This is a genomic window from Caulobacter sp. KR2-114 (assembly GCF_049446115.1).
GTDB lineage: Bacteria > Pseudomonadota > Alphaproteobacteria > Caulobacterales > Caulobacteraceae > Acaudatibacter.
The window spans coordinates 364920-386430 of the sequence record NZ_JBMSEC010000001.1 but is presented as its reverse complement, the minus strand read 5'-3'; the positions used below and the strand labels follow the sequence as shown (position 1 = coordinate 386430).

Annotated in this window: 20 protein-coding genes; 8 read left to right on the top strand and 12 right to left on the bottom strand. The window is 69.1% G+C overall.

From position 1 onward, the window contains the following. Positions 1-54 precede the first annotated feature (54 nt). Positions 55-1155, top strand: coding sequence for a pyridoxal phosphate-dependent aminotransferase (locus ACO2Q3_RS01605; RefSeq protein ID WP_423304626.1), 1101 nt, complete (start codon positions 55-57; stop codon positions 1153-1155). Positions 1156-1435: 280 nt separating this feature from the next. Here the strand turns inward: ACO2Q3_RS01605 and ACO2Q3_RS01600 are convergent, their stop codons facing one another. The 6 genes from ACO2Q3_RS01600 to ACO2Q3_RS01575 form a co-directional block, all read right to left on the bottom strand. Continuing rightward, a complete protein-coding gene (locus tag ACO2Q3_RS01600; RefSeq protein WP_423304625.1) occupies positions 1436-1825 on the bottom strand; it encodes a hypothetical protein in 390 nt (129 codons plus the stop codon). Further along, a complete protein-coding gene (locus ACO2Q3_RS01595) occupies positions 1813-2052 on the bottom strand; it encodes a hypothetical protein (protein ID WP_423304624.1) in 240 nt (79 codons plus the stop codon). Before ACO2Q3_RS01595 ends, ACO2Q3_RS01600 begins: the two co-directional genes overlap by 13 nt. After that, positions 2049-2231 carry a hypothetical protein gene (locus tag ACO2Q3_RS01590; protein ID WP_423304622.1) on the bottom strand — a complete coding sequence of 61 codons (183 nt, stop codon included), beginning with the start codon at positions 2229-2231 and terminating at the stop codon, positions 2049-2051. Before ACO2Q3_RS01590 ends, ACO2Q3_RS01595 begins: the two co-directional genes overlap by 4 nt. Before the next feature lie 192 nt (positions 2232-2423). After that, positions 2424-3701, bottom strand: a complete 1278-nt coding sequence (locus tag ACO2Q3_RS01585) for an RNA polymerase sigma factor (RefSeq protein WP_423304621.1) — start codon at positions 3699-3701, stop codon at positions 2424-2426. A 5-nt stretch (positions 3702-3706) separates the two neighbouring features. Next, complete coding sequence (locus tag ACO2Q3_RS01580) at positions 3707-4072, bottom strand: YciI family protein (RefSeq protein ID WP_423304620.1); 366 nt, start codon at positions 4070-4072, stop codon at positions 3707-3709. Positions 4073-4294: 222 nt separating this feature from the next. Then, positions 4295-5809, bottom strand: a complete 1515-nt coding sequence (locus tag ACO2Q3_RS01575; RefSeq protein WP_423304619.1) for a phytoene desaturase family protein — start codon at positions 5807-5809, stop codon at positions 4295-4297. Between the two features lie 275 nt (positions 5810-6084). Between ACO2Q3_RS01575 and ACO2Q3_RS01570 the strand changes: the two genes are divergently transcribed. After that, on the top strand, positions 6085-6555 hold the full coding sequence (locus ACO2Q3_RS01570) for a CYTH domain-containing protein (protein ID WP_423304617.1): 471 nt from the start codon (positions 6085-6087) through the stop codon (positions 6553-6555). A gap of 67 nt (positions 6556-6622) precedes the next feature. Here the strand turns inward: ACO2Q3_RS01570 and ACO2Q3_RS01565 are convergent, their stop codons facing one another. Both ACO2Q3_RS01565 and ACO2Q3_RS01560 read right to left on the bottom strand, forming a co-directional pair. Then, on the bottom strand, positions 6623-7024 hold the full coding sequence (locus ACO2Q3_RS01565) for a c-type cytochrome (RefSeq protein ID WP_423304616.1): 402 nt from the start codon (positions 7022-7024) through the stop codon (positions 6623-6625). A gap of 280 nt (positions 7025-7304) precedes the next feature. Next, complete coding sequence (locus tag ACO2Q3_RS01560) at positions 7305-7391, bottom strand: putative 2OG-Fe(II) oxygenase (protein ID WP_423305643.1); 87 nt, start codon at positions 7389-7391, stop codon at positions 7305-7307. A 117-nt stretch (positions 7392-7508) separates the two neighbouring features. Here ACO2Q3_RS01560 and ACO2Q3_RS01555 point away from each other — a divergent pair, with 117 nt between their 5' ends. Together ACO2Q3_RS01555 and ACO2Q3_RS01550 are read left to right on the top strand one after the other, a co-directional pair. Then, on the top strand, positions 7509-9737 hold the full coding sequence (locus ACO2Q3_RS01555; RefSeq protein WP_423304615.1) for a TonB-dependent receptor: 2229 nt from the start codon (positions 7509-7511) through the stop codon (positions 9735-9737). A 128-nt stretch (positions 9738-9865) separates the two neighbouring features. Beyond that, complete coding sequence (locus tag ACO2Q3_RS01550; protein ID WP_423304614.1) at positions 9866-10543, top strand: TetR/AcrR family transcriptional regulator; 678 nt, start codon at positions 9866-9868, stop codon at positions 10541-10543. A 50-nt stretch (positions 10544-10593) separates the two neighbouring features. Here ACO2Q3_RS01550 and ACO2Q3_RS01545 read toward each other — a convergent pair whose 3' ends face one another. Both ACO2Q3_RS01545 and ACO2Q3_RS01540 read right to left on the bottom strand, forming a co-directional pair. Beyond that, positions 10594-11844, bottom strand: coding sequence for a hypothetical protein (locus ACO2Q3_RS01545; RefSeq protein ID WP_423304613.1), 1251 nt, complete (start codon positions 11842-11844; stop codon positions 10594-10596). A 47-nt stretch (positions 11845-11891) separates the two neighbouring features. Continuing rightward, positions 11892-13157 (bottom strand): aminotransferase class III-fold pyridoxal phosphate-dependent enzyme, encoded by a 1266-nt coding sequence (locus ACO2Q3_RS01540; RefSeq protein ID WP_423304612.1) that lies wholly within the window; start codon positions 13155-13157, stop codon positions 11892-11894. Between the two features lie 333 nt (positions 13158-13490). Between ACO2Q3_RS01540 and ACO2Q3_RS01535 the strand changes: the two genes are divergently transcribed. Then, positions 13491-14777, top strand: a complete 1287-nt coding sequence (locus ACO2Q3_RS01535; RefSeq protein WP_423305642.1) for a four-carbon acid sugar kinase family protein — start codon at positions 13491-13493, stop codon at positions 14775-14777. Between the two features lie 12 nt (positions 14778-14789). Continuing rightward, complete coding sequence (locus tag ACO2Q3_RS01530) at positions 14790-15431, top strand: class II aldolase/adducin family protein (protein ID WP_423304611.1); 642 nt, start codon at positions 14790-14792, stop codon at positions 15429-15431. A 3-nt stretch (positions 15432-15434) separates the two neighbouring features. On the opposite strand, the gene ACO2Q3_RS01525 is transcribed toward ACO2Q3_RS01530, so the two are convergent. Continuing rightward, complete coding sequence (locus tag ACO2Q3_RS01525; RefSeq protein ID WP_423304609.1) at positions 15435-16190, bottom strand: TetR/AcrR family transcriptional regulator; 756 nt, start codon at positions 16188-16190, stop codon at positions 15435-15437. A 349-nt stretch (positions 16191-16539) separates the two neighbouring features. Here ACO2Q3_RS01525 and ACO2Q3_RS01520 point away from each other — a divergent pair, with 349 nt between their 5' ends. Continuing rightward, the gene (locus tag ACO2Q3_RS01520) at positions 16540-18897 is read left to right on the top strand and encodes a TonB-dependent receptor (RefSeq protein WP_423304608.1); all 2358 of its coding nucleotides are present in this window, start codon (positions 16540-16542) and stop codon (positions 18895-18897) included. A 70-nt stretch (positions 18898-18967) separates the two neighbouring features. Further along, positions 18968-20278, top strand: a complete 1311-nt coding sequence (locus ACO2Q3_RS01515; RefSeq protein ID WP_423304606.1) for a cytochrome P450 — start codon at positions 18968-18970, stop codon at positions 20276-20278. 101 nt (positions 20279-20379) lie between these two features. On the opposite strand, the gene ald is transcribed toward ACO2Q3_RS01515, so the two are convergent. Beyond that, positions 20380-21477 carry an alanine dehydrogenase gene (gene ald / locus ACO2Q3_RS01510; protein ID WP_423304605.1) on the bottom strand — a complete coding sequence of 366 codons (1098 nt, stop codon included), beginning with the start codon at positions 21475-21477 and terminating at the stop codon, positions 20380-20382. Positions 21478-21511 lie beyond the last annotated feature (34 nt).

Genomic DNA, 21511 nt, shown 5'->3' with positions numbered 1-21511 from the left:
GCGGCGCGCACCCCGCCACTATGGCCGCCTGTTGCTGGAGAGGGGGAGGCCGCCTTGCGCTATGTCCGGATGCCGATCGAGGTGGAGTCGCCCGAGGAGTACGGCTACGCCCGCATCCGCTGGAACCTGTCGGAGAGCTCGGTCGCCGACCGCCGGCTGTCCGAGTTGGGGATCACCTTCCCGGACCTGACCCTGCTCTATACCGAACACCGCGGCGCGACGCGGCTGCGCGAGCTGATCGCCGCCGACGGACCGGGCCTGACCGCGGACGACGTGCTGGTGACCGGCGGGGCGGCGGGGGCGCTGTTCATCATCGCCACGGCCCTGCTGGGCGCGGGCGACCACCTGGTGGTGATCCGGCCCAACTACGCCACCAACCTGGAGACGCCGCGGGCGATCGGCTGCGAGATCAGCTTCGTCGACCTGGCCTTCGAGGACGGCTTTCGCGTGGACGTCGACCGCGTGGCGGCGGCGATCAGGCCGAACACCCGGCTGATCAGCGTCACCAATCCGCACAATCCCACCGGGGTGATGCTGGGCGAGGCCGAGCTTCGCCGGCTGGCCGACCTGGCCGCGGCGCGTGGCTGCCGGCTGCTGGTGGACGAGACCTACCGCGACCTGTCGTTCGATCCGCCGCCGCCGCTGGCGGCCAGCCTGGGGCCACAGGTGATCAGCGTCTCGTCGCTGTCGAAGGCCTATGGCGTGCCCGGCATCCGCATCGGCTGGCTGATCACCACCGATCCGGCCCTGCAGACCCTGTTCCTGGCGGCCAAGGAACAGATCGCCATCTGCGGCAGCGTACTGGACGAGCACGTCGCCGAAGCGGTGCTGGAGCAGCGCAGCCGCATCCTGCCGCCGATCCTGTCGGAGATGCGCACGCGCCTGGCCCTGATCGAGGACTGGATGTCCACCGAGCAGCGCCTGGAGTGGGTGAAGCCGTCCGGGGGCGTGGTCTGCTTCCCACGCCTGCGCGCCGAGCCGTCCGGCGGGCTTGAGGCCTTCCACCAGCGCCTGCTGGACGTGCACGGCGCCTATGTCGGTCCCGGACACTGGTTCGAGATGTCCGACCGCTTCTTCAGGCTGGGCTACGGCTGGCCGACCCGCGAAGACCTGGAAGGCGGCCTCAAGGCGATATCGGCGGCGCTGGACGGGTGATCCGAATTCACCGTCTGCCGACCGGCGGACGTGCTACGATGGCCTTGTCCCGGGCGCGGGCTTCCACGCCATGGGTTCGACCGGAAAGGTCATCAGCTTGAAAACCTACCCCTCTGCAGGCTCCGCGCCGGTCCGGCGCGACCTCAACGACGCGCGCTCCACCCGCGCGCCCCAGTCCGCTGGCCCCGCGGTGCGCCTCAACGACAAGCGAAGCACCCGCTAGATCGCGTCGCCTTTGGATGTCCGCATCCAAAGGCGAAAGCCTATCGGCTCTTCGGGATCACGCGAGCGCGACGCCGGCCGCCGCGGCGAAGGCGAAGCTGAGCAGCACGTCGTCCTTGCGGCTCGCCGGCGATCCGCCGTCCGAGAAGGCGATCGCCACCAGGTTCGGCGTATCGTCTTCGATGCGCGCCTGGTCGTCCTGCCAGCCACCGGCCTTGGCGTGGCCGCAGGTCACCTCGATCCGACAATCCTTGTCCTGGAACGGCACGTCGATGCGCTGTTCGCAGTCGCGGCCGCCGATCTGCGAGCCGTAGCTCACGCGGGGCAGGGCGCCGGCATCGTCGTCGGCGGTGAACAGGCGCACGCTCCAGCGATGCAGCGCGCGGTCGGGGCGCGCCGAGACCGTCAGGCGGATCGAGGCCCCGGCGGGGAAATTCAGGCTGTGCATGGGGTGTCCTCGTGGGATGGCAGGAGACTACGGGCCTGTTCGGTCCGCAGCCGCAGGTCCTCGGTCGCGTGTTCGCTGATCTGGGCCAGCGCGGCCCAGCTCGCGGCGGCGCGGGCATGCTTTTCGCGGACGTGCGCCAGGGGACTGGCCTCGGCCAGCGCACCGGCCACATCCGCCAGGCGGCGGTATTCCGTGGCCCGGACCTGGCGGTTTCGCATGTCGCTCATTGGCCGCCGCCCAGGGGGTTCGGCGCCGCCTGCGGCGCGCGCCCGTGCAGGCGTTCGACGATCTGGCGCAGGCGCTCGGCCTCGGCGGTGATGGCGGTGACGTCGTCCTGCAGCTGGGCCACCCGCTGGCGCAGGTAGGCGTTTTCGCGCAGGGCGTCTTGTGGACTTGCAAGGGTCAAGGGCGTGGCTCCCGTCCGAGCCGGACGATGACCATCGCCGCCGCACGCGCGCTGGACGCGCGCCGCGTGGACGCCACAAGGCGTTTGGCCATCATCGGTCTCGAAAGGCGTCGCGTCGGGAGCAATCGACCGCTTCGGTGGCGGCAAGCGCCGACGGCGCCTGCCGTATATGGGCGCTGTGGGGGCCTTTGGCTAGGGTGGGCTCGGGCTATCGGGCGCGCAGGCCGCCGCGCGACGGTCCAGCAGGGCGCGTTCGCGGGCGTTGCCGGCCTGGGCGGCGGCCAGGCTGAAGGCCTCGCGGGCCTCCGCCAGCCGCCCCAGCCGCTGCAACAGGTCGCCGCGCACGCTGGGCAGCAGGTGGTAGTCCTTCAGCGCCGGCGCCGAGGCCAGGGCCTCGACCAGCGCCAGGCCGGCGGCGGGGCCGTCGACCATGGCTACGGCGATGGCGCGGTTCAGCTCGACGACGGGCGAGCCCGAGACGGCGGCGAGCTGGCCGTAAAGGTCCACGATCTGCGGCCAGTCGGTCTCCTCGGGGGTCCGCGCACGGGCATGGCAGGCGACGATCGCGGCCTGCAACGCATAGAAGCCCTGGCCGCCGCCCAGAGCCTGCGCCCGCGCCAGGGCGTCGAGGCCGCGCCGGATCTGCAGCGCATCCCACGCCCGGCGGTCCTGGTCCATCAGCAGGATCGGCTCGCCCTCGGCGTCGATGCGGGCGGCGCTGCGCGAGGCGTTCAGCTCCATCAGGGCCATCAGGCCCTGCACCTCCGGCTCAGACGGGGCCAGGGCGGTCAGCACCCGGCCCAGGCGCCGGGCCTCGTCGCACAGCCGCGGACGCATCCAGTCGTCGCCGCGGGCGGCCGTGTAGCCCTCGTTGAAGATCAGGTAGACGACGTCCAGCACCGTCGGCAGCCGCCGGTCGCGCTCCTGGCCCTGCGGGGTCTCGTAGGCGAGGCCGGCCTCCGACAGCTGCCGCTTGGCCCGCACGATGCGCTGCGCCACAGTGGCCGGCGCCATCAGGAAGGCGCGGGCGATCTCCTCGGTGGTCAGGCCGCAGACCATCCGCAACGCCAGCGCCGCCCGCGACCAGCGCGGCAGCTGCGGGTGGCAGGCCGTGAAGATCAGGCGCAGCATCTCGTCGCCGATGTCGTCGTCGAGCCTGGCGGCCAGGTCGGGGGTCTGCGCCTGTTCCGCCTGCAGGCTGGCGGCCAGCATGGCGTGGCGGCGCGCCAGCATCGGCTCGCGCCGGATGTGGTCCAGCGCGCGGCGGCGGGCGGCCGCCATCAGCCAGGCGCCAGGACGCTCCGGCGCGCCATCCCGGGGCCATCGCTCCAGGGCGGCGACCAGGGCGTCCTGGGTCAGCTCCTCGGCCAGCGGCACGTCGCGCAGCATCCGCGCCAGGGTGGCGATCAGCCGGGGCTGCTCGATCCGCCAGGTGGCCAGGATCGTCCCGTGCACGTCGCTGCGCGCCATGGCCGTCAGCCGCCCTTGGTCATCGACCCGGCGATGGCGCGGACCTCGCAGGTCCCGTCCCAGCCGGGCATGAAGTCCTTGTGCAGCTGCATGAACTCCCGCGCCGAGGCCAGCGCTTCGTCCCGCCCCGGCAGGTCGAAGATGGCGTAGCCGCCGATCATCTCCTTGGCCTCGACGAACGGGCCGTCGATCACCCGCATCTCGCCCTTGTCCAGGGCGACGACACAACCGGCCGCCACCGGGGCCAACCCGCCGTCGTCGAGCATCCGCCCGGCCTGGATCTCCCGCTGGGCCAGGGCATGCATGGCCTCCATCAGCGCCGGCGTCGGCTCGGCGGGGTGGCTGGACTTGACGATGAACATGAAGCGCATCTCGCGAACTCCCTCGGACAGGGCGGCGGCGCCCTCGCCACCAGACTAACCCGTCATCTCCCTCGACGGACGAGAGCGGCCAGGATCGACGTCGGACCCGAACAAAATCTGCGCCGGACCCGCAGGGTTCGCGCTTCATCGCGCGGCGAAGCGGTCCGACTGCGCGAGCCGGAACGGCCTGCAGCGGCGAGGCTGCGGCGGCGGCTTCACCCGCCCGGCCGCTCAGGTCGAGGTCGACGCTGCGTCGCGGTCGTGGGGAAGGAAGGGCCGGTGATCCCGGTGGCACAGGGCGCGCACCGCCGCGCGGGCGGACATCAGCCCGCCAGGAAGTCCGCCGCCGGGGGCGACCCATTGCCCGGCCATCAGGAACCGGTCCAGGCCCGGCAGGGTGGTCGGCAGTTGTCGCAGTCCGGTGGCCGGGGTCATCAGCCACCCCTCCATGCTCCCCTGCCAGTTGCCGGTGTAGCGGATGACCGTCGCCGGCGTGGAGATGTCCACCACCTCGATCGCCCGCTCCACGCCGGGAATGCGCCGGGCGAGCACCGCGATCACCGCCTCGGCGATGCGGCGCTTCTCGGCCTCGTAGCCGGCAGGATCGTCGCGCTTCAGGCGCGTCCAGTAGGTGAAGTTTCGCGAGGGCAGGGTGGTGGTGACCGTCGTGTGGCCGGGTGGGGCGAAGGTGGGATCGTAGTTGAAGATACGGAACGAGACCTGGTCGAGCCGCGTGCCTGGGTCGATCTCGATCGGCGCGGTGAGCACCTGGGTGACGTATCCGGGCTCGGCCGCAAGCGGCAAGGCCACCCCGAGCGAGACCTGGAGGTAGGAGGCGAACGGCTCCATCGTCCGGTAGGTCTCGTCCACGGCGTCGTCGCGAAAGCGGCCCTTGAGCATCTCGTAGATCGTGGCGTGGCCGTCGGCGGCCGAGATCACCCAGTCGGCCTGGATCGTCTCCCCTCCGGCGAGACGGACGCCCGTGGCGACCCCGCCCTCGGCCAGGATTTCCTCCACGCGCGCGCCGAGCCGAAGCCGGCCGCCGAGGCGCTCGAACTGGCCCGAGATCCCGCGGATCACGGCCTGCGAGCCGCCGACCGGATAGTCGGCGTCGCCCCGTCCCATCCAGGCCAGGGTGAGGACGACGGCGATCGCAGAGAGGTTTGTCGACTCCCCGCCGGTGAAGAACCGCCTCAGCAGCGGATGCTGGAAGCGCTGGGCGTAGTCCTTGAGGCTGATCCCCATCCAGTGCTGCACGGCCGGCAGGTGAGGCAGCGAGGCGATAAGGCCGACCCAATCCCTCAGCCGCTCCGGCGGCTCGGGGATTTCGAGATCGCGAAACGCGCGCACGGCGGCGACGAAGCGACGGCTCTCCGCCTCGTCCTCGGGTGAAATCCTGAGCAGCTCCGCCTCCAGGCGGTCGGGGTCGGTGTAGACGGCCAGGCGTTCGCCGCCCTCGGCTTCCAGGCGCACGTATTCGGCGGGCCGCACGAAGCGGAGCTGGTCGATGTCGAACACCTCGCGCCAGTGCTCGTGCATGCGCCCCCCGGGACTGGAGCCCAGGAGCCAGTGCAGGCAGGTCTCGAACGTGTAGTCGCCGCGCCGCCAACTGGTGGCGAGCCCGCCCGGCCGCTCGTGCATCTCCACGATCTCGACATCATAGCCGCATCGGAGGGCATAGACCCCCGAGCAAAGGCCGGCGATTCCGCCGCCCACGATGACGATCTTGCTGTCGGTGTCGGTCATGGCTGAGGCCCCGCGCGCGCAACGGTGTCCGGCACATTGGCGGAGGGTCAGCGCCGCGCCTTGATCTGGCGCATGCCCCGTTAGGGTTCCCCGAGAAGGTTCGGGAAGGACGCATCTCGTCGCCGTTTCGGCCTGCCGATGTCGCGCCAGGGCGTGGCCAACGGCCGAGCCTTTCCATGGAGACCGTTTCGCCGCCGACCTTTGATCTGCCGCAACATGACCCGGTCTTCCGGGCGATAGCGTGCGCGCGACAGGCTGCGAAAGGAGCGGACGCCGTGGCCATCGAAGTCGAGAGACGCTTTCTGGTCGTGGGCGAGGCGTGGCGCGCCCAGGCGGGGGAGCCCGAACGCATCGTGCAGGGCTACGTCACCCACGCCGCCGGCGTCGTCGTCCGTATCCGGAAGGTCGGCGGCGCGGCGTTCGTGACCCTCAAGGGCGCGCGGCAGGGGCCGGCTCGCACGGAGTTCGAATACCCCATCCCCGCCAGCGACGCCGACGCCATGCTCGGCGAGCTCTGCGTCGGCCCCATCGTGGAGAAGGACCGATATCATGTTGAGCACGATGGCCGGCCGTGGATCGTCGATGTCTATCGCGGCGACGCCGAGGGCATGGTGATCGCCGAGGTCGAACTGGACGACCCTCGGCAGATCGTCAGCCCGCCCGCCTGGGCCGGGCGCGAGGTCACCGGGGCCCCGCAATACAGCAACCGGGCGATCGCCGCCGCGACCGCTCGAAACGCGGCCTGAGGCGCCCGCCGCCGAGCGGTCGAAGCCCCGGCCGCAAGGGCGTTGCGCCGACGCCCGGTGAGCCTGCCTATCTTCGGGTCCGCGCCGGCTTCCTGAGGCTCATGATGTAGTCGGCGACCGCCCGATCCTGCGCATCCGTCGTCTTCACGCCCGGCATCTCCCGCCAGTTCGTGATGGACTGATGGCGCGTACTGAGAAACCGCAGGAGCGACGCGGCGGTCGTATCCGGCTTGTTGGCGATCACGCTGAAGTTCGTCGCTGGCGACTTCAGATAGGGTTTTCTCTGAGGCCCCGCCGAGACGGTATGACAACTTGCGCAGACCTGGAGCGCCACTTTGCGTCCCGCCTGCACCTCGGCGGGGACCGTGGATTCCTCAGCAGCCGCGCCGACCCCCGCCGAGCAGAGGACGCCGAGCCCGGCCGCGCAGAGGAAGACGAACGGCAGGGCGAATGATGTGAACCGCTTCATCCCACAACCTACTCCCTGCTTCGTGACCTCATCCTGGCGCCTGGATCCGCTCCAAAGGCGCTCCGGAAAGGGTGGAATGTAGCGCCGCGCAGCACGTCTCGCGACTCCGCTCTCTGCCGTGGTGTCTCTGAGACACATCTCTTCGTCTCCTCTCCAGCGGGATTCGCAGGCTCGACTTCACGCCCGGGCATGGCCGGCGGCCGAACATCCTTGCCGACGATGACGTTTGCTCGCCTTGAGCTTGGTCAAGGCTCCTGGCGACCCTCGCCTGGCCGCTCTTTCAAACAGAGAGGTTGAACGCCACGGAGATGCGGAGCGCCTGTCCCGTGTAGGCGCGCACGGCGTGGACCGGCCAGGACGGAAAGATGGCGACGCCTGGCGCCGCTCAATTCACTCTCGCGAGAATTAGCATTGCCAGCCCCCTGCCTTTGCGGCAACCTTCGCCTCAGAACGCCGGAACGGCGTCAGGTCCTGGGAGGGAACCATGAAGGCATCAGCCCTTTGGCTGAGCGCGTCAGCGCTTGTGCTGGCGTGCTGCGGCGTCGCCGAAGCTCAGGCGACAGGTGGGGGAAACGCGGCCGACACGCCTGAGGCGTCCGATACGGCCAAGGTGGGCGAACTGATCGTCACCGCCCAGCGGCGCTCGGAAAACCTCATGACAACGTCGATCGCGGCCACCGTGCTGACGGGCAATGACCTGGCGCACAAGGGCGTCGTCAACGTCGATCAGCTGCAGTTCGCCATGCCGAACGTGACGATCGACAATTTCGGCCAGGGCCTGGAATTCAACATCCGCGGCATCGGCAAGGCCGAGCACAACAGCCAGACCAGCACCGGCGTCATCACCTATCGCGACGGGGTGGCCACCTTCCCGGGCTATTTCCAGGAAGAGCCGTACTTCGACGTCGCCAACGTGCAGGTGCTTCGCGGGCCGCAGGGCACCATCGCCGGCCAGAACGCGACCGGCGGGGCGGTGTTCGTCAACACCAACGATCCGATCGTCGAGGGCGGCGTGCACGGGTATCTGCAGGGGCAGTACGGCAACTACAACGACGCCGCCCTGCAGGGGGCGGTCAACCTGCCGGTCAGTCCGACCCTGGCGGCGCGGATCGCCTTCTATGGCGAGCGGCGCGACAGCTTCTACCACATCACCGGCGCCGGCGGGGCGCCGTACACCGGCAACCCGGGCAATCTGCGCGCCGGCGCGGTGCGCTCCAGCGTGCTGTGGACCCCGACCCAGCAACTGTCGGTGCTGTGGAAGACGGACCTCGACTACCTCGACATGGGCGCCTATCCGGCCGACCCCTATTACGACCGCTTCGCCTTCCTGCCGGTCGGCAGCTCGACGCCCAATCCGAACTACCGGGACCTGTTCAACATCACGGCGAACTCACCGCAGGCGGCGCGCGACAAGTTCGTCCGCTCGGTGCTGAAGATCGACTACCAGCTCAGCAACGGCGTCAAGCTGCGGTCGATCTCGTCGGTGCAGAGCGGCAACACGACCTACACCGCCGACCTCGACGGCTCGGCGGCGACGAACTGGACGTTCTTCGACAACGTCAACGAGACCGCCTATTCCCAGGAATTCAACATCATCTCGCCGGACAAGGCTCGCCTGACCTGGCTGCTGGGCGCCTACGCCCAGTGGGACACCTACAACTTCCTGGCGCCCTATCAGTTCGTGATCGGAACGCCGCCTGGCATCGTGGCCGGAGAGTACAAGCTGGAGGGGCGCAACCCGGTGCGGTCCCTGGCCGTCTTCGGCCAGATCGGCTACGCCCTGACCCCACAGCTGAAGGTCGATTTCGGCGGGCGCTACACCAACAGCCGCACCAGCAACGCGGTGTCGATCATCCAGTACGGAACGCTGCTCGACGACCACCAGACCGCCAAGTCCGACAACTTCTCGTACAAGGCCTCGATCGGCTGGACGCCCGACGCCAACAACTATCTCTACGCCTTCGTCGCCACGGGCTTTAGGCCCGGCGGCCTGAACGTGCCGGTGGGCCTGGGCCTGCCCGCGCCGTTCGTGCCGGAAAAGGTGACCTCGTTCGAGGGCGGCTGGAAGGCCAACTTCCTCGGCGGCCGGATCCGCACGACCCTCGACGCCTATTACAACGACTATCGCAACTTCCAGGTCAGCATCGGCTACCCGGCCTTCCCGGTGTTCAGCATCGAGCTGAACGTGCCGAACACCACCAAGATCTATGGTGTCGAGGCCGACGCCGACGCCAAGTTCGGCCAGCTCTCGCTGGACTTCGGCATCAGCGCGCAGCACAGCGCCCTTGGCGTGTTCTTCGCCACCGATCCGCGCATCGCCAGTGGTCTGCCGTGCGACCCGAAGACGGGCCCGGTCAGCGCCTCCTGCCTCGCCCTTCAGGGACGGCAACAGACCTACGCGCCCAACTTCACCATCAACTTCGGCGCGCAGTACGAGTTCAGGCTGGCGGGCGGGGACACGCTGACCCCGCGCGTGAACTTCGGCCATGTCGCGGCGCAGTGGGCGACGTTGTTCGAGAACGCGTCGCTGGGCGATCGGCTTTCCGACCGCAACATCCTGGGCGCCCAGCTGGCCTGGTCTCACCGCAGCTGGCTGGTCACCGCCTACGCCACCAACCTGACGGATCAGCACTATGTCGGCGCGCTGAACAGCGGCCTGGATTTCGCCGGTCCGCCCCGTCAGTTCGGCATCAAGGTCCTGAAGATCTACTGAGACCGAGCCGCGCCGGCAGACGCTCCTGGGCCGCGCCTGCCGGCGCCCCTGGTCGACCTTGAAGTGTTGTGCACAAAGGCGGTCGGGCGCTGGCCCGTTCGACCGCCTGTCCCGCCGGAGCGTCCCGCATGTCCGAGCCAAGGCCCTCGAGGCGCCCGTCGCGCAGCAAGGCGCAGCAGCGGGCCGAGACGCTCGAACAGATCCTGGATGAAGCGGAGTACCTGTTTTCCCGCAGCGGCCTCTACGGCGTCACCCTGCGCGACGTGGCGCAGCGCGTGGGCATCCACACCACCCTGATCCACTACTATTTCAAGGACAAGCAGGCCCTCTTCGAGGCGGTGTTCGAGCGGCGCGCCGGGGAAACCGTCGGGCGCCGGATGGTGGCGCTGGAGGCGTACGAAGCGGCGGCCGGGGACAGGCCGACCGTCGAGGGCGCGCTGCGCGCCTTCCTCGACACCGACCTCGATCTCTACATCCACGGCGGAGCCCGGTGGATGAACTACGGCGCGTTCGGCGCGCGCATCAGCAACACGCCCGAAGGGGCGGCGCTGATGGACAAGTACTTCGACCCCGTCGTCCTGAGGCTGATTTCGATCCTCAAGAGGGCCTTGCCCGACCTGCCCGATGAAGACGTCTTCTGGGGCTACCACTTCGTCACCGGGTCGCTGATGAACACCCTGGCCTGCACCGGCCGCATCGATCGCCTGTCGGGGGGGCTGTGCCGCTCAGGCGACTTCGAGGCCGTGAAGCAACGCATGGCCCGCTTCATGGCGGCAGGCTTCGAGTCGCTTCTGGCGGGTGATTGAAGTCGCAGGGGTCCGGCGGCGGCGGGGCGAGCCCTTCCACACGCGCCCGGTCACGAGCTGGAACGGGCGGGGCGGGGGCGTGTTCCCGCAGACACCGCCGTGGCCGCCGCGCCCAGGACGAACAGCACGGCGGCCGTCGCCAGGGCGGGCTTCATGTTGCTGTCGGTCGCGAACGCGCCCGCGGCCAGCGGGCCGAGGCTGCTGCCGAGAAGCGTCGCGGCCGGACCGTACATCGGCGCCCGGCGCGTGGGGTCGGCGGCGATCAGCAGGGGCATCCCCAGCGCCAGCGCTGCCGTCCAGAGCAGGCCGAACGCGACGGTCGCGACCACGAAGGCCGCCTGCGACGAGGGCCAGGCGAAGGCCGCCGTGACGGCCAGGAAGGCGGCGGCGGTGGCCAGCAGGCCCGCGACCGGCCTCACCCAGCGGTCGGCGGCCACGATGATCATGGCTCCGACCACCTGCGCGCCCAGCGAGGCGGCGATGGACAGCGAGATGGTCCGCTCGGGAATGTGGATCGCATGGGCGATGGGCTCGACATAGACCCAGACGCCGACGATGCCGCCCATCAGCAGCAGGCTCGAGGCGAGGCCTGAGAGGCTTGATATCTGCAGGCCGGCGCCTCGGCGGATCTCGGCGGGCAGCTCCGGCAGGCTGCCGGGGATCAACAGCAGCAGCGGCAGGCACAGGGCGGCGCCGGCGGCGATGACCCAAAGGCCGCTGTTGGCCCCGAGCGCGGGCGCAAGAACCATGGGCGCCAGGGCGGCCACGGCGCCCTGGCTCAGGGCCTGGGCGCCCAGGAAGATGGCGTTGACCCGGCTGGCGTCCTGACGGCGGGTGATCAGGCCGACGGCGATCCAGACGATGACGCCCGCGGCGGCGCCGGCCAGCGCCCGGCTCAGGACGAAGCCCGACCCGCTGGTGACCACGCCCATCGCGTTCGCGGCCAGCAGCAGCAGGGCGCTCCCCAGGCCCCAGAACCGCAGACCCCGATGGGGAACCCGCGCCGCCATGCCGGCGGAGACGACGCCCAGCGCCAGGGTCTCGACGGTGGCCGCCTGTCCCATCTGCGGCACCGACAGGCGCCCGGCGGCCTGAAGCCCGCCCAGCACGATCGGCTGGATGCCCAGCATCAGCAGGGCGACGCAGCCCATAACGATCGTTGCCGCAATCCCTGCGACGGAGATCGGGATGGCCGCCCCCTCGGTCCCGCGCAGGGCGTCGTGAAGCGCCGTCGGCGCGGTCATCTCGACCACCACGCCCGGCAGCGCCCCATCCACCGTCAGTTCCGGTTCGCTTTGCATCGATCCCTCCCGGACGATCGGCAGACGCCGCCCTGCGTCCGTCTGTGTCAGGCGCCGGGCAGGCGGGTGTTGGGCGGCAAGGTGGCGCGCACGGCGTTCAGCGAGGCGAACGCCTTGTCGGCCGCCTTCAGCGTCGTCTCGACGTGCTCGTCCGTCATCGCCGTGTTGAGGAACATGTTGTGCCACGGATGCATGTAGACGCCCTGGCGCAGCATCTCGGTGCACCAATGGAAACCGGCGCGCAGGTCCGGATCGTCGGTGAAGGTCATCAGCGGCATGGTCACCGGGCCGGTCTGGTCGAAGCCGACGCCGTGGCGCCTGGCAAGGTCGTCCAGGCCGGTGCGCAGGGCCTCGCCGGTGGCGTTGATCTGGTCCAGGTAGCCGCCCTCGCGGATGCGCGACATCACGACCAGGCTGGCGGCCATCGGCGCGGCGGAGAACCAGTAGGAGCCGGTGACGAAGATCTTCTCGATGCCCGGCCGCGCCCGCGCATTGCCCAGCAGGGCCGAGAGGCAGTGGCCATTGGCGATCGCCTTGCCCCAGGCCGAAAGGTCCGGCGCGGCGCCCAGCTTGTCCCAGATGCCGTCGGTGGCGACGCGGAAGCCCGTTCGCACTTCGTCGGTGATCAGCAAGGCGCCGGCGGCGTCGCACACCTGGCGCGCGGCCTGGGCGTATTCGACGGTTGGCATGGCCTGTTTGTAGTAGGCCTGTTGGTTGACCGGCGTAGCGATGATCGCGGCCAGGTCGGAGCCGGCTTCCGCTGCCGCTGCCTTGAGGCTTTCCACGTCGTTGAAATCGAACCAGACGACGGCGTTGCGGTCGGCTTCGGTGGTCCCGGCGGGCGCCGGCGCGCACCAGGGCGAGGTGCCGTGATACGAACCGCGGGCGCGCAGAACCCTGGTGCGCCCGGTGACCGCTCGCGCCGCCATCACGGCGGACGTGGTGGCGTCGGTGCCGTTCTTGCAGAACAGCGCCCACTCGGCGTGCGAAACCTGGGCCACCATCGCCTCGGCCAACTGCACCAGGAGCGGCGATGGGCCGGTCAGGGTATCGCCCTGGCGGAGTTGGGCGATATAGGCGTCGTTGATCTCGCGGTCGCCATAGCCGAACAGGTTCGGCCCGTATGCGCACATGTAGTCGATGTAGCCGACGCCATCGACGTCCCACATCATCGTCCCTTCGGCCCGGGAGAAGAACTGCGGATACGCCTCCGGCGCCGAGCGTGTCGCCAAGTGGCCATACATGCCGTTCGGCAGCACCGACCTGGCGCGCTCCCGCCAGATCGAATCCTGTGAATTCAAGGTGTCAGACATCGTGCCTCGCCGGGAAAAGAGTTGCGGGACGCTAACACGACGTTTTTCGGCGCATCAACTCCAAAGTCGTCAAGCGTCGAGTTTTGACCGTCTGGGGGGCTTCGCGACCAAGGATTGCGCAGGTGCGCGGCGCGCCTCCGCCTCAAGGTCGGCCGTGCTCAGGTTGTCTGTATGACGCGCGCGCCTGAAGCCCCGCCGTCACGCCTCGATATTTCGACGGGGGATCGGCCGCGTTCCGGCTGAATCTGCCCCCCGAAAATAGATAGTTGTCGAGTTACGGGATTTTGCGTATCCAAAACCGGACAGGGCGTTGGGGCCGGGAGGGTATTGAAGGTGCTCGAACTCGCGGTGCTGGCGGACGATCTGACGGGCGGCATGATCATCGCCAGCAAGTTGGAGGCGGCCGGCGTCGCCTGCCCGCTGGTGACCAGTGTGGATGAGCTTCTCGCCTTGCCGGGAGACCCGACGGCGGTCGTGCTGGCGCGCAAGATCCGCCTGGTCGCGCCTGCCCAGGCGCGTCTGGAGGCGGCGGCGGCCGCGGCGGCCTTCGCCAAACGCGGCGCCAGAACGATCTTCTACAAGTACAGCGCCCTGTTCGAATCCACTGACCAGGGCAACATCGGCCCTATCGCCGAGGCCTTGCTGACGGCGACGGGCGCGAAGCGCACCCTGTTCTGCCCGGCCTATATCGACCGCGGCCTGACCATGTACCAGGGCCATATCTTCATCGGTTCGACCCTGATGTCCGAGACCGCCAAGCGGTTCGATCCGATGACTCCGTCCACGACATCGGACGTGGTGGCCAAGCTGCGGCGCCAGACGGCGTGGCGCGTCGCCCTTGCCGACCATCAGATGCTGACCGCGGATGCTCAGGCGATCGCCGCGGCGCTCGAGGCCCAGCCTGAGGTTCCGTTCTGGGTGATGGACGCCATCGACGATGCCGATGTGGCCAAGATCGCGGCCGTAACGCGCGACTGGCGCCTGGTCACGGGCGCCGATTCCCTGCCGCCGGCGATCATCGAGGATCGACGCGCGGGCGCGCCGCGCGAAGCGGGCAGCGGGCGGCGGCTCCTTTCGGGCGCTCCCGGGCGCGAGGCGGTCATCGCCGGCAGTTGCGGCATGGCGACCATGGCTCAGCTTGAAGCCTTTTCGGAGCGGCATCCGGTCTGGCGCATCGATCTGGCGCGCGACGCGGAGACGGCGGGCCTCGTGGACAACATCGCCGCCTGGGCGGCCGACCGGTTGCAGGACGGCCCTGTCGCGATCGCCACGACGGCGGATCCGGCGGGCGTGGCGGCGGCGCAGGCGGCCTTCGGGCGCGAGGGCGCTTCGGAACGGGCCGACCGCATTCTGGGTGAGGTGGCCGTGCGCCTTCGCAGGCTCGGCGTCGGCAAGTTCGTGATCGCGGGCGGCGAAACGTCCGGGCAGGTGCTCAAGGCGCTGGACGTCGGACGGCTTGAGGTCGCCGCCTATGACGACCTCTTTGGCGGCTATTGCCATGCGCCAGGGCCCAACCCCACCTCGTTCGTCCTGAAGCCGGGCGGCCTGGGGGATCAGCAGTTTCTGTTCAATGCGCTCCATCGCCTCCGCGAGGCCGAGCGCCACTCCGCGGAAGGTTGAGCGAGCATGGCCATGGACTCTGAGCGTTTGGCGCGGGCCGAACTGGTGCAGGCATACAAGCAGGTGGTCGGCCTGGGGCTGACCGAACTGTCCTCGGGCAACGTCAGCCTTCGCTACGGCGAGGGCATGCTGATCTCCCCGACCGGCGCGACGGGCGAGACCATCAGCCAGGACAACGTCGTCTATGTCGGACCCGATGATACCTGGGAAAAGGGGCTGCGCCCCTCAAGCGAGTGGCAGCTCCACGCCAGGGTCTACCGCTGCAGCGCCGACACCAACGCCATCGTGCACACACACTCGGACTTCTGCGTCGCGGTCGCCTGTCATTGCAAGCCGCTGCCGGGCTTCCACTACATGGTCGGCGCGTTCGGCGGCGACGACGTGCCGTGCGTCCCCTACAACACCTTCGGCAGCGAGGCCCTGGCGATCGATGTGGCCGAAGCGCTCAAGACACGTACGGCATGCCTGATGGGCAATCACGGCGCCACGGCGCGGGGCCGGACGATGGAGGCCGCGATCAGGGGCGCGCACCGCCTGGAGATCTGCTGCCGCCAGTACATCCACGCCCAGGCCCTGGGTGAGCCGCGGCGATTGACGGCCGCGGAGTTCGCGGACTTCCACCGGCGGATCGGGACCTCCGGCTACGCGAAGTAGCCGTCAGCGGACGGCGCGCCGGCTTCTGGGCGCGGGGCGCGCCGCCAGGGGCGTGGCCGCTTCCGCCTTGGGCGCCAGTTCCTGCGCCAGGGACTCCGGCGAACGCGGCGCTATCGTGCTGGGCAGGAAGGTCGACATGTAGGCAAGCGCCGCCCGCAGCCCCTCCTTGGCGTACTTGGGCGTGATGTGTCCGTGTTTCGCGTAGGACGTGGCCCAGACGCCGTCGTAGATCGCAAAGCTGATCGAGAACTTGAAGGCCGGCTCCCGGACGTACGGCATCTCGAAGTAGCGGTTCATGGACTGGTAGGTGCGGGCGGCCAGGTTGTCCATGTCCTGGAAGTCGAGCCGCCTGACGTCCGACATCAGCGCCATGCCCATGAACAGCTTCAGCGCATTCTGGCTGGCGTTGAAGTAGTCGACGACGCGGTTGTAGCGGAGCGCGACGAGATCCTGCCAGTGCTCAAGGGCCTCGTAGTCGAACGGCGCGTCGAGCGCCGCGTGCATGGTCTGCAGGTATCGGTCGGCCAGGCCCAGGAAGATGGACTCCTTGGTTGGGAAGAAGTGATAGGCCGACGTCGGCGGCACGTCGGCCGCGTGGGCGACGTCGTAGAGGCTGATGTCGTTGATGTCCCGTTCCTGCAGGAGCGCGTCCGCGGCGTCCAGCAGGGCTGCGACCCGTGCCTGACCACGTTTCTGCGCCGGTCGCCGACCCATCGTGGGCGGCGGCGGCGGGGAGTCCTTTTCGGCGAATTGGGCCATTCGGCTCGGCCATCCTCTTCCTGGAGCGCGCCGCCATCCTATCGCGGCCGCTGGGGTATCGCACAAGCTGCGGGACGAGGCGCCCAATAGTCAATCATTGACGAGTTAAGGCTGTGGCAGCTGGGAGGCAGATCGACGGTTCGTCGGCTTTTTCCTTCAAAGACAGCGCCATCTGCCGTCATGGAGGCATCGGAAGGCCGTTGCAAAATCGACGTATGTCGATTTAACTCGGCGTAGATGCTGACGCGAGGGCCGTGTTTTGCCCTATGGCCCGGAAGACTCGTCGAGCGTCGATAACGAAACGCCTGAATCGCTACCGGGGCGGTCCCGGCAGGGGGAATCTGGAAACATGTCCATCGCTCAAGCAAGTCTGGGCCGCCGCGCCGGCCTCCTTTCCGCGACCGCCGCCACGGCCCTGCTGGGGGGTATCGGCGCCGCACGGGCCGAGGCGCCGGCCGCAGCGCCGGCGTCGGCTCAGATCCAGGAGGTCGTGGTCACAGCCCAGCGTCGCAGCCAGAACATCCAGGACGTTCCGGTCTCGATCCAGGCGCTCAACAGCAAGGACCTGCAAGCCGCAGGCATCAAGAGCACCCAGGATCTCGGACAGGTCACGCCGAACGTGACCATCATCAGCCCGATCGGGCAGGGCAACCAGCCGCTCATCACCATCCGCGGCATCGGCCTGAACGACTTCGACACCAACAACGCCGGCCCTAACGGCGTCTATGTCGACGACGTCTACATCAGCGCCCCGTCAGCTCAGTCGTTCGCCACCTTCGACCTGGCGCAGGTCCAGGTGCTCAAGGGACCGCAGGGGACGCTCTACGGCCGCAACACCAGCGGCGGCGCGCTGGTCTTCACCTCCAACAAGCCGACCGACCGCATCACCGGCGACCTGCACCTGGAGTATGGCGCGTTCAACACCCTGCAGGTGGCGGGCGCCATCGGCGGCCCGATCGCGCAGAACCTGACGGGCCGGATCGCCGTGGTGGTCAATCACTCCGACGGCTACACCAGCAACGCCTACACGGGCGGCTCGGCGATCGACAACGTCAACAACGAGTCGGTGCGGCTGCAGCTGCTGTACAAGCCCAATGATCGTCTCAAGCTCTACTTCGAGACCATGGACGGCTATGTGCACAACCGGCCGCAGCCGTACGGCCACATCGGCGTCTATCAGCCGGGCACGCAAGGGGACGCGGCCCCGGTCATGTGTACGCCGGCCCAGGCGCTGGCCGGTGGATGTGTGGACCTGTTCGGCTATGGCACGGCCAGGCCGTGGGCGGGTTCGTTCAACCGCCTGCAGCAGCTGACCAACTTCGTGTCGATCAACCAGATCCGCGCGGACTACGACTTCGGTCCGGCGGTGCTGACCTCGATCTCGTCCTACCAGTGGGACGACAAGTTCCACCCGGAGGAAACCGACGCCAGTCCGAACAACCTGCTGTCGGCGACCTATGGGGTGAAGTCGAGCACGGTCACCCAGGAGTTCCGCCTGGCCCACAATTCGCACGACTTCAACTGGGTCGTGGGGACGTTCTACCTGCATGAGACCCTGCGCCAGGACCAGCCGCTGGACCTGTTCGGCGACGGCGACCTGTTCGGCGGCTTCGGAATTCCCGCCGGCCCCGGCGCCTTCGACGGTATCGCCCAGCGCTCCTACGACCACTCCAAGCAGGTCACGGACAGCTTCGCGGTGTTCGGCCAGGGTGACTACACCTGGCGCCAGCTGACCCTGACCCTCGGTGGCCGCTACACATGGGAAAAGAAGTCGTTCACCTACAGCGGCTCGACCCAATACCAGGCGGGCGGGCTGGGCAACTACGGTCCGCTGCAGGACTTCATCAACTACGACAACGCGAAATCCTGGTCGAACGTCACGTGGCGGGCTGCGCTCAGCTATCACTTCACCCGGGAGATTCAGGCCTACGCCAGCGCCTCAACCGGCTTCAAGAGCGGTGGCTTCAACGGCAGCTTCCTGAGCAATGACTCGCAGCAGGCCGCGCTGCAGTTGCAGCCGATCAAGCCGGAGAAGGTCACCGCCTACGAAATCGGCGAGAAGGCCACGCTCTTCGACCACCGTCTGAATTTCAACCTCGCCGGCTTCTACAACGACTATCGCGACGAGCAGATCTTCGCGGCGGTGCCGCAGACGCTGCAGACCGGCAACGGCACGTTCATTGAGACGACGACGCAGCTGCTGACCAACGCCAGGAAGGCGCACACCGAGGGCGTGGAGATGCAGATCACCGCCACACCGGTGCATGGTCTGACGATCGACCTTCAGTCGGCCTGGCTGCGGGCCAAGCTGGACGATGGGACCCTGCCGCTGTTCACCAGCCTGACCTCGCTGAGCGGCAAGGATCTGGCGAACGCGCCCCACTTCACCTTCAGCGGCGTCCTCGACTACAAGCTCGGCCTGTCGAACGACAACGACATCAACTTCCGTTGGAATTCGAACTACCGCAGCCACGTGTGGTTCGACTCGACGAACGATCCCTACATCCAGCAGTCACCGTACTGGGTCCACAACCTGAACATCGACTTCGAGTCGCATCAGGGCTGGGTGGCCGGGGTGTTCGTGCACAACGTGGCCAACGCCAAGTACGCCCTCACCTCGACGGACCTCTCGGCCCCGTTCGGCCTCCTGGAGCCGGTCTACGGCCCGCCCCGGACCTACGGAGTCGAGCTCGGCTACCACTTCTGATCCGAACCAGGAGGGCGCGCGCGGCGGTCGTCCGCCCGCGCGCCCGACGACCGCTTCCCGGGAGCGCGCCATGACTGCCGACACCCTCGCCGCCGCACCGCACATGCTCGACGTCGGCGCGCTGCCGACGTTGGGGGATTACGGCTACGCGGGAGGCCGTCAGAGCTTCCACGCCTTCTGCCGGCGCGTCTTCGCGCCGGGCGGGCCGCGCTTTCTGCGCAGCGCCGACGGGGCGCTCGCCGTGTTTCGCCACGCGGACGTCCGAGCCCTGGCGGCGGCGCCGGACATGTCGACCCTCGCGCCGGCGGTCATGTTCCCGGGCCTGCTCGAGGATCCGGCGCAGTCGGCCGGCCGACCGGGCTTCGCGGTCGCCGACCTGATCAAGAACCAGCTCTTCACCAGCAATGCGCCGCTCAACCCGGCGCTCCGGCGGGTGCTGCTGAACCAGGTCGGGCCCAGGCCGGTGGCGACCCATGCGGACCGGACGCGCGCCATCGCCGCCGAGCTGCTGGCGGGCCTGCCGATCGGAGAACCGGTCGATTTCGTGGGTCGGTTCGCCGAGCCGCTGATCGGCCGCTACTGGGGCGGCCTGCTGGACATGCCGGACGACGAAGCCGTCGCCGCGGCGGTGGAAGCGCGGCGGATGAGCCCGATGCTGAACCTGGCGCCAAAGCCCGAGGCCCGCGCCGGCATCGACGCGGCGGCCCGGGCCTACCGCGGCCTCGTCGAAGGCGCCGGGGACCGCGCCCTGGCCAAGGGCGACTGTCCCTTCGTGGCCGGCATCGCCAGGGACCTGGCGGCGATCGACATCGCCGACGACCTGGGGCACGGCGGCTTCGTCCCGAAGTCCGCGGGCGCCTTCCTCGCCGGCAACCTGTTCGACGGCTTCCACACGGCCGCACTGGCCGTGGCCAATACCCTGTACGTATTGGCGCAGCGTCCCCACGTGCTGGCGGCCCTGCGCCGGTCGCCCGAGAAGATTGCCGCCGCCGTCTCCGAGAGTCTGCGGCTGGAGCCTCCGGTCATCCAGTTGAACCGGCTGACCACGGCGGAGGTCGCCTACGACGACGTGATCATCCCCCAGGGCGTGCAGGTGATGGTCATGTGGGGGGTGGGCAACCAGGACCCTGCGGCGTTCCCCGATCCCGAACGGTTCGATCTGGACCGACCGCAGCAGGGGGTGACGACCTTCGGCGGCGGCGCGCACATCTGCCCCGGCCGCTTCGTGGCGTCGCTGGCGGCGCGATGCATGGTCGAGACCGTGATCGCCAGCGGCCTCCAGGTCTCATTGGCCTCGGACGAGGACCATTGGCTGCCAGGCAGCGTGATGTCGCAACTGGCCCAGCTGCCGGTGGTGCTCACCAAGGCCGCCGCCACCTGAGCGCCGCAGGACGAAGAGGGCCGGCTCCGGGAACCGCCGGCCCGGTCTCCCAGGCGCCGATGGCGCGGCGCGGAGGCTTGCGCCTCTGCGCCTTCCATCCCCTACGCCGCCAAGGGCAGTCCGAGCGCTTCGGCGACCGCCGCATGTCGAACGGCGCCGCCGGCCACGTTCAGGCCCCGCCGCAGATGCGCCGAGCCGGCCAGAGCCTTGTCGACCCCTTCCCGGGCAATCTGCAGCACGAAGGGCAGGGTGGCGTTGTTCAGCGCCAGGGTGCTGGTCCGCGCCACCGCACCGGGCATGTTGGCGACGCAATAGTGGATCACGCCCTCTTCCACGAAGACCGGAGCCTCGTGGGTGGTCGCCCGGCTGGTCTCGAAGCAGCCGCCCTGGTCGATGGCGATGTCCACCAGCACCGACCCGCGCTTCATGCTCTTCAACATCGCGCGGGTGATCAGCTTTGGCGCCGCGGCGCCGGGGATCAGCACGGCCCCGATCACGACCTCGGCGTCCGCGATCGCCGCGGCGATGGCGGCCTTGGAGGCGAAGGCGGTCTTCACTTGCCCGTCGAACCGGGCGTCGAGCTCGGCCAGGCGCTGGGTGGAGATGTCGAAGATGGTGACGTCTGCGCGCAGTCCCAGGGCCATTTCCGCCGCATGCACGCCGGCGACCCCGCCGCCGAGGATCGCCACCTTCGCGGGCATGACGCCCGGAACCCCGCCCAGCAGGACGCCGCGACCGCCTTGGGCCTTCTCCAGATAATGTGCGCCGACCTGGACGCTCATGCGGCCGGCGACTTCGGACATCGGCCGAAGCAACGGCAGGCCGCCGCGGTCGTCGGTGACGGTTTCATAGGCGATGCAGGTGGCCCCCGAGCGGATCAGCGCCTCCGCCTGCGGTTTGTCCGCCGCCAGATGCAGGTAGGTGAACAGGGTCTGGTGCGGCTTCAGCCAGGCGCATTCGTGCAACTGGGGTTCCTTGACCTTGACGATCATGTCCGCGGCGGCGAACACGGTCTCGGCGTCGGCGACGATCTCGGCGCCCGCCGCCACATAGTCCGCATCCGAGAAATCGATGCCGGCGCCGGCGCCGGCCTGGACCGTCACGGCAACGCCGCGGCTGGTCAGTTCGCCGACCGCCTCGGGGGTCAGGCCGACCCGGTACTCGTGGACCTTGATCTCCTTCGGCACGCCGATACGCATGATTTCCCTCCTGACAGGATGTCTGATCGGGAAA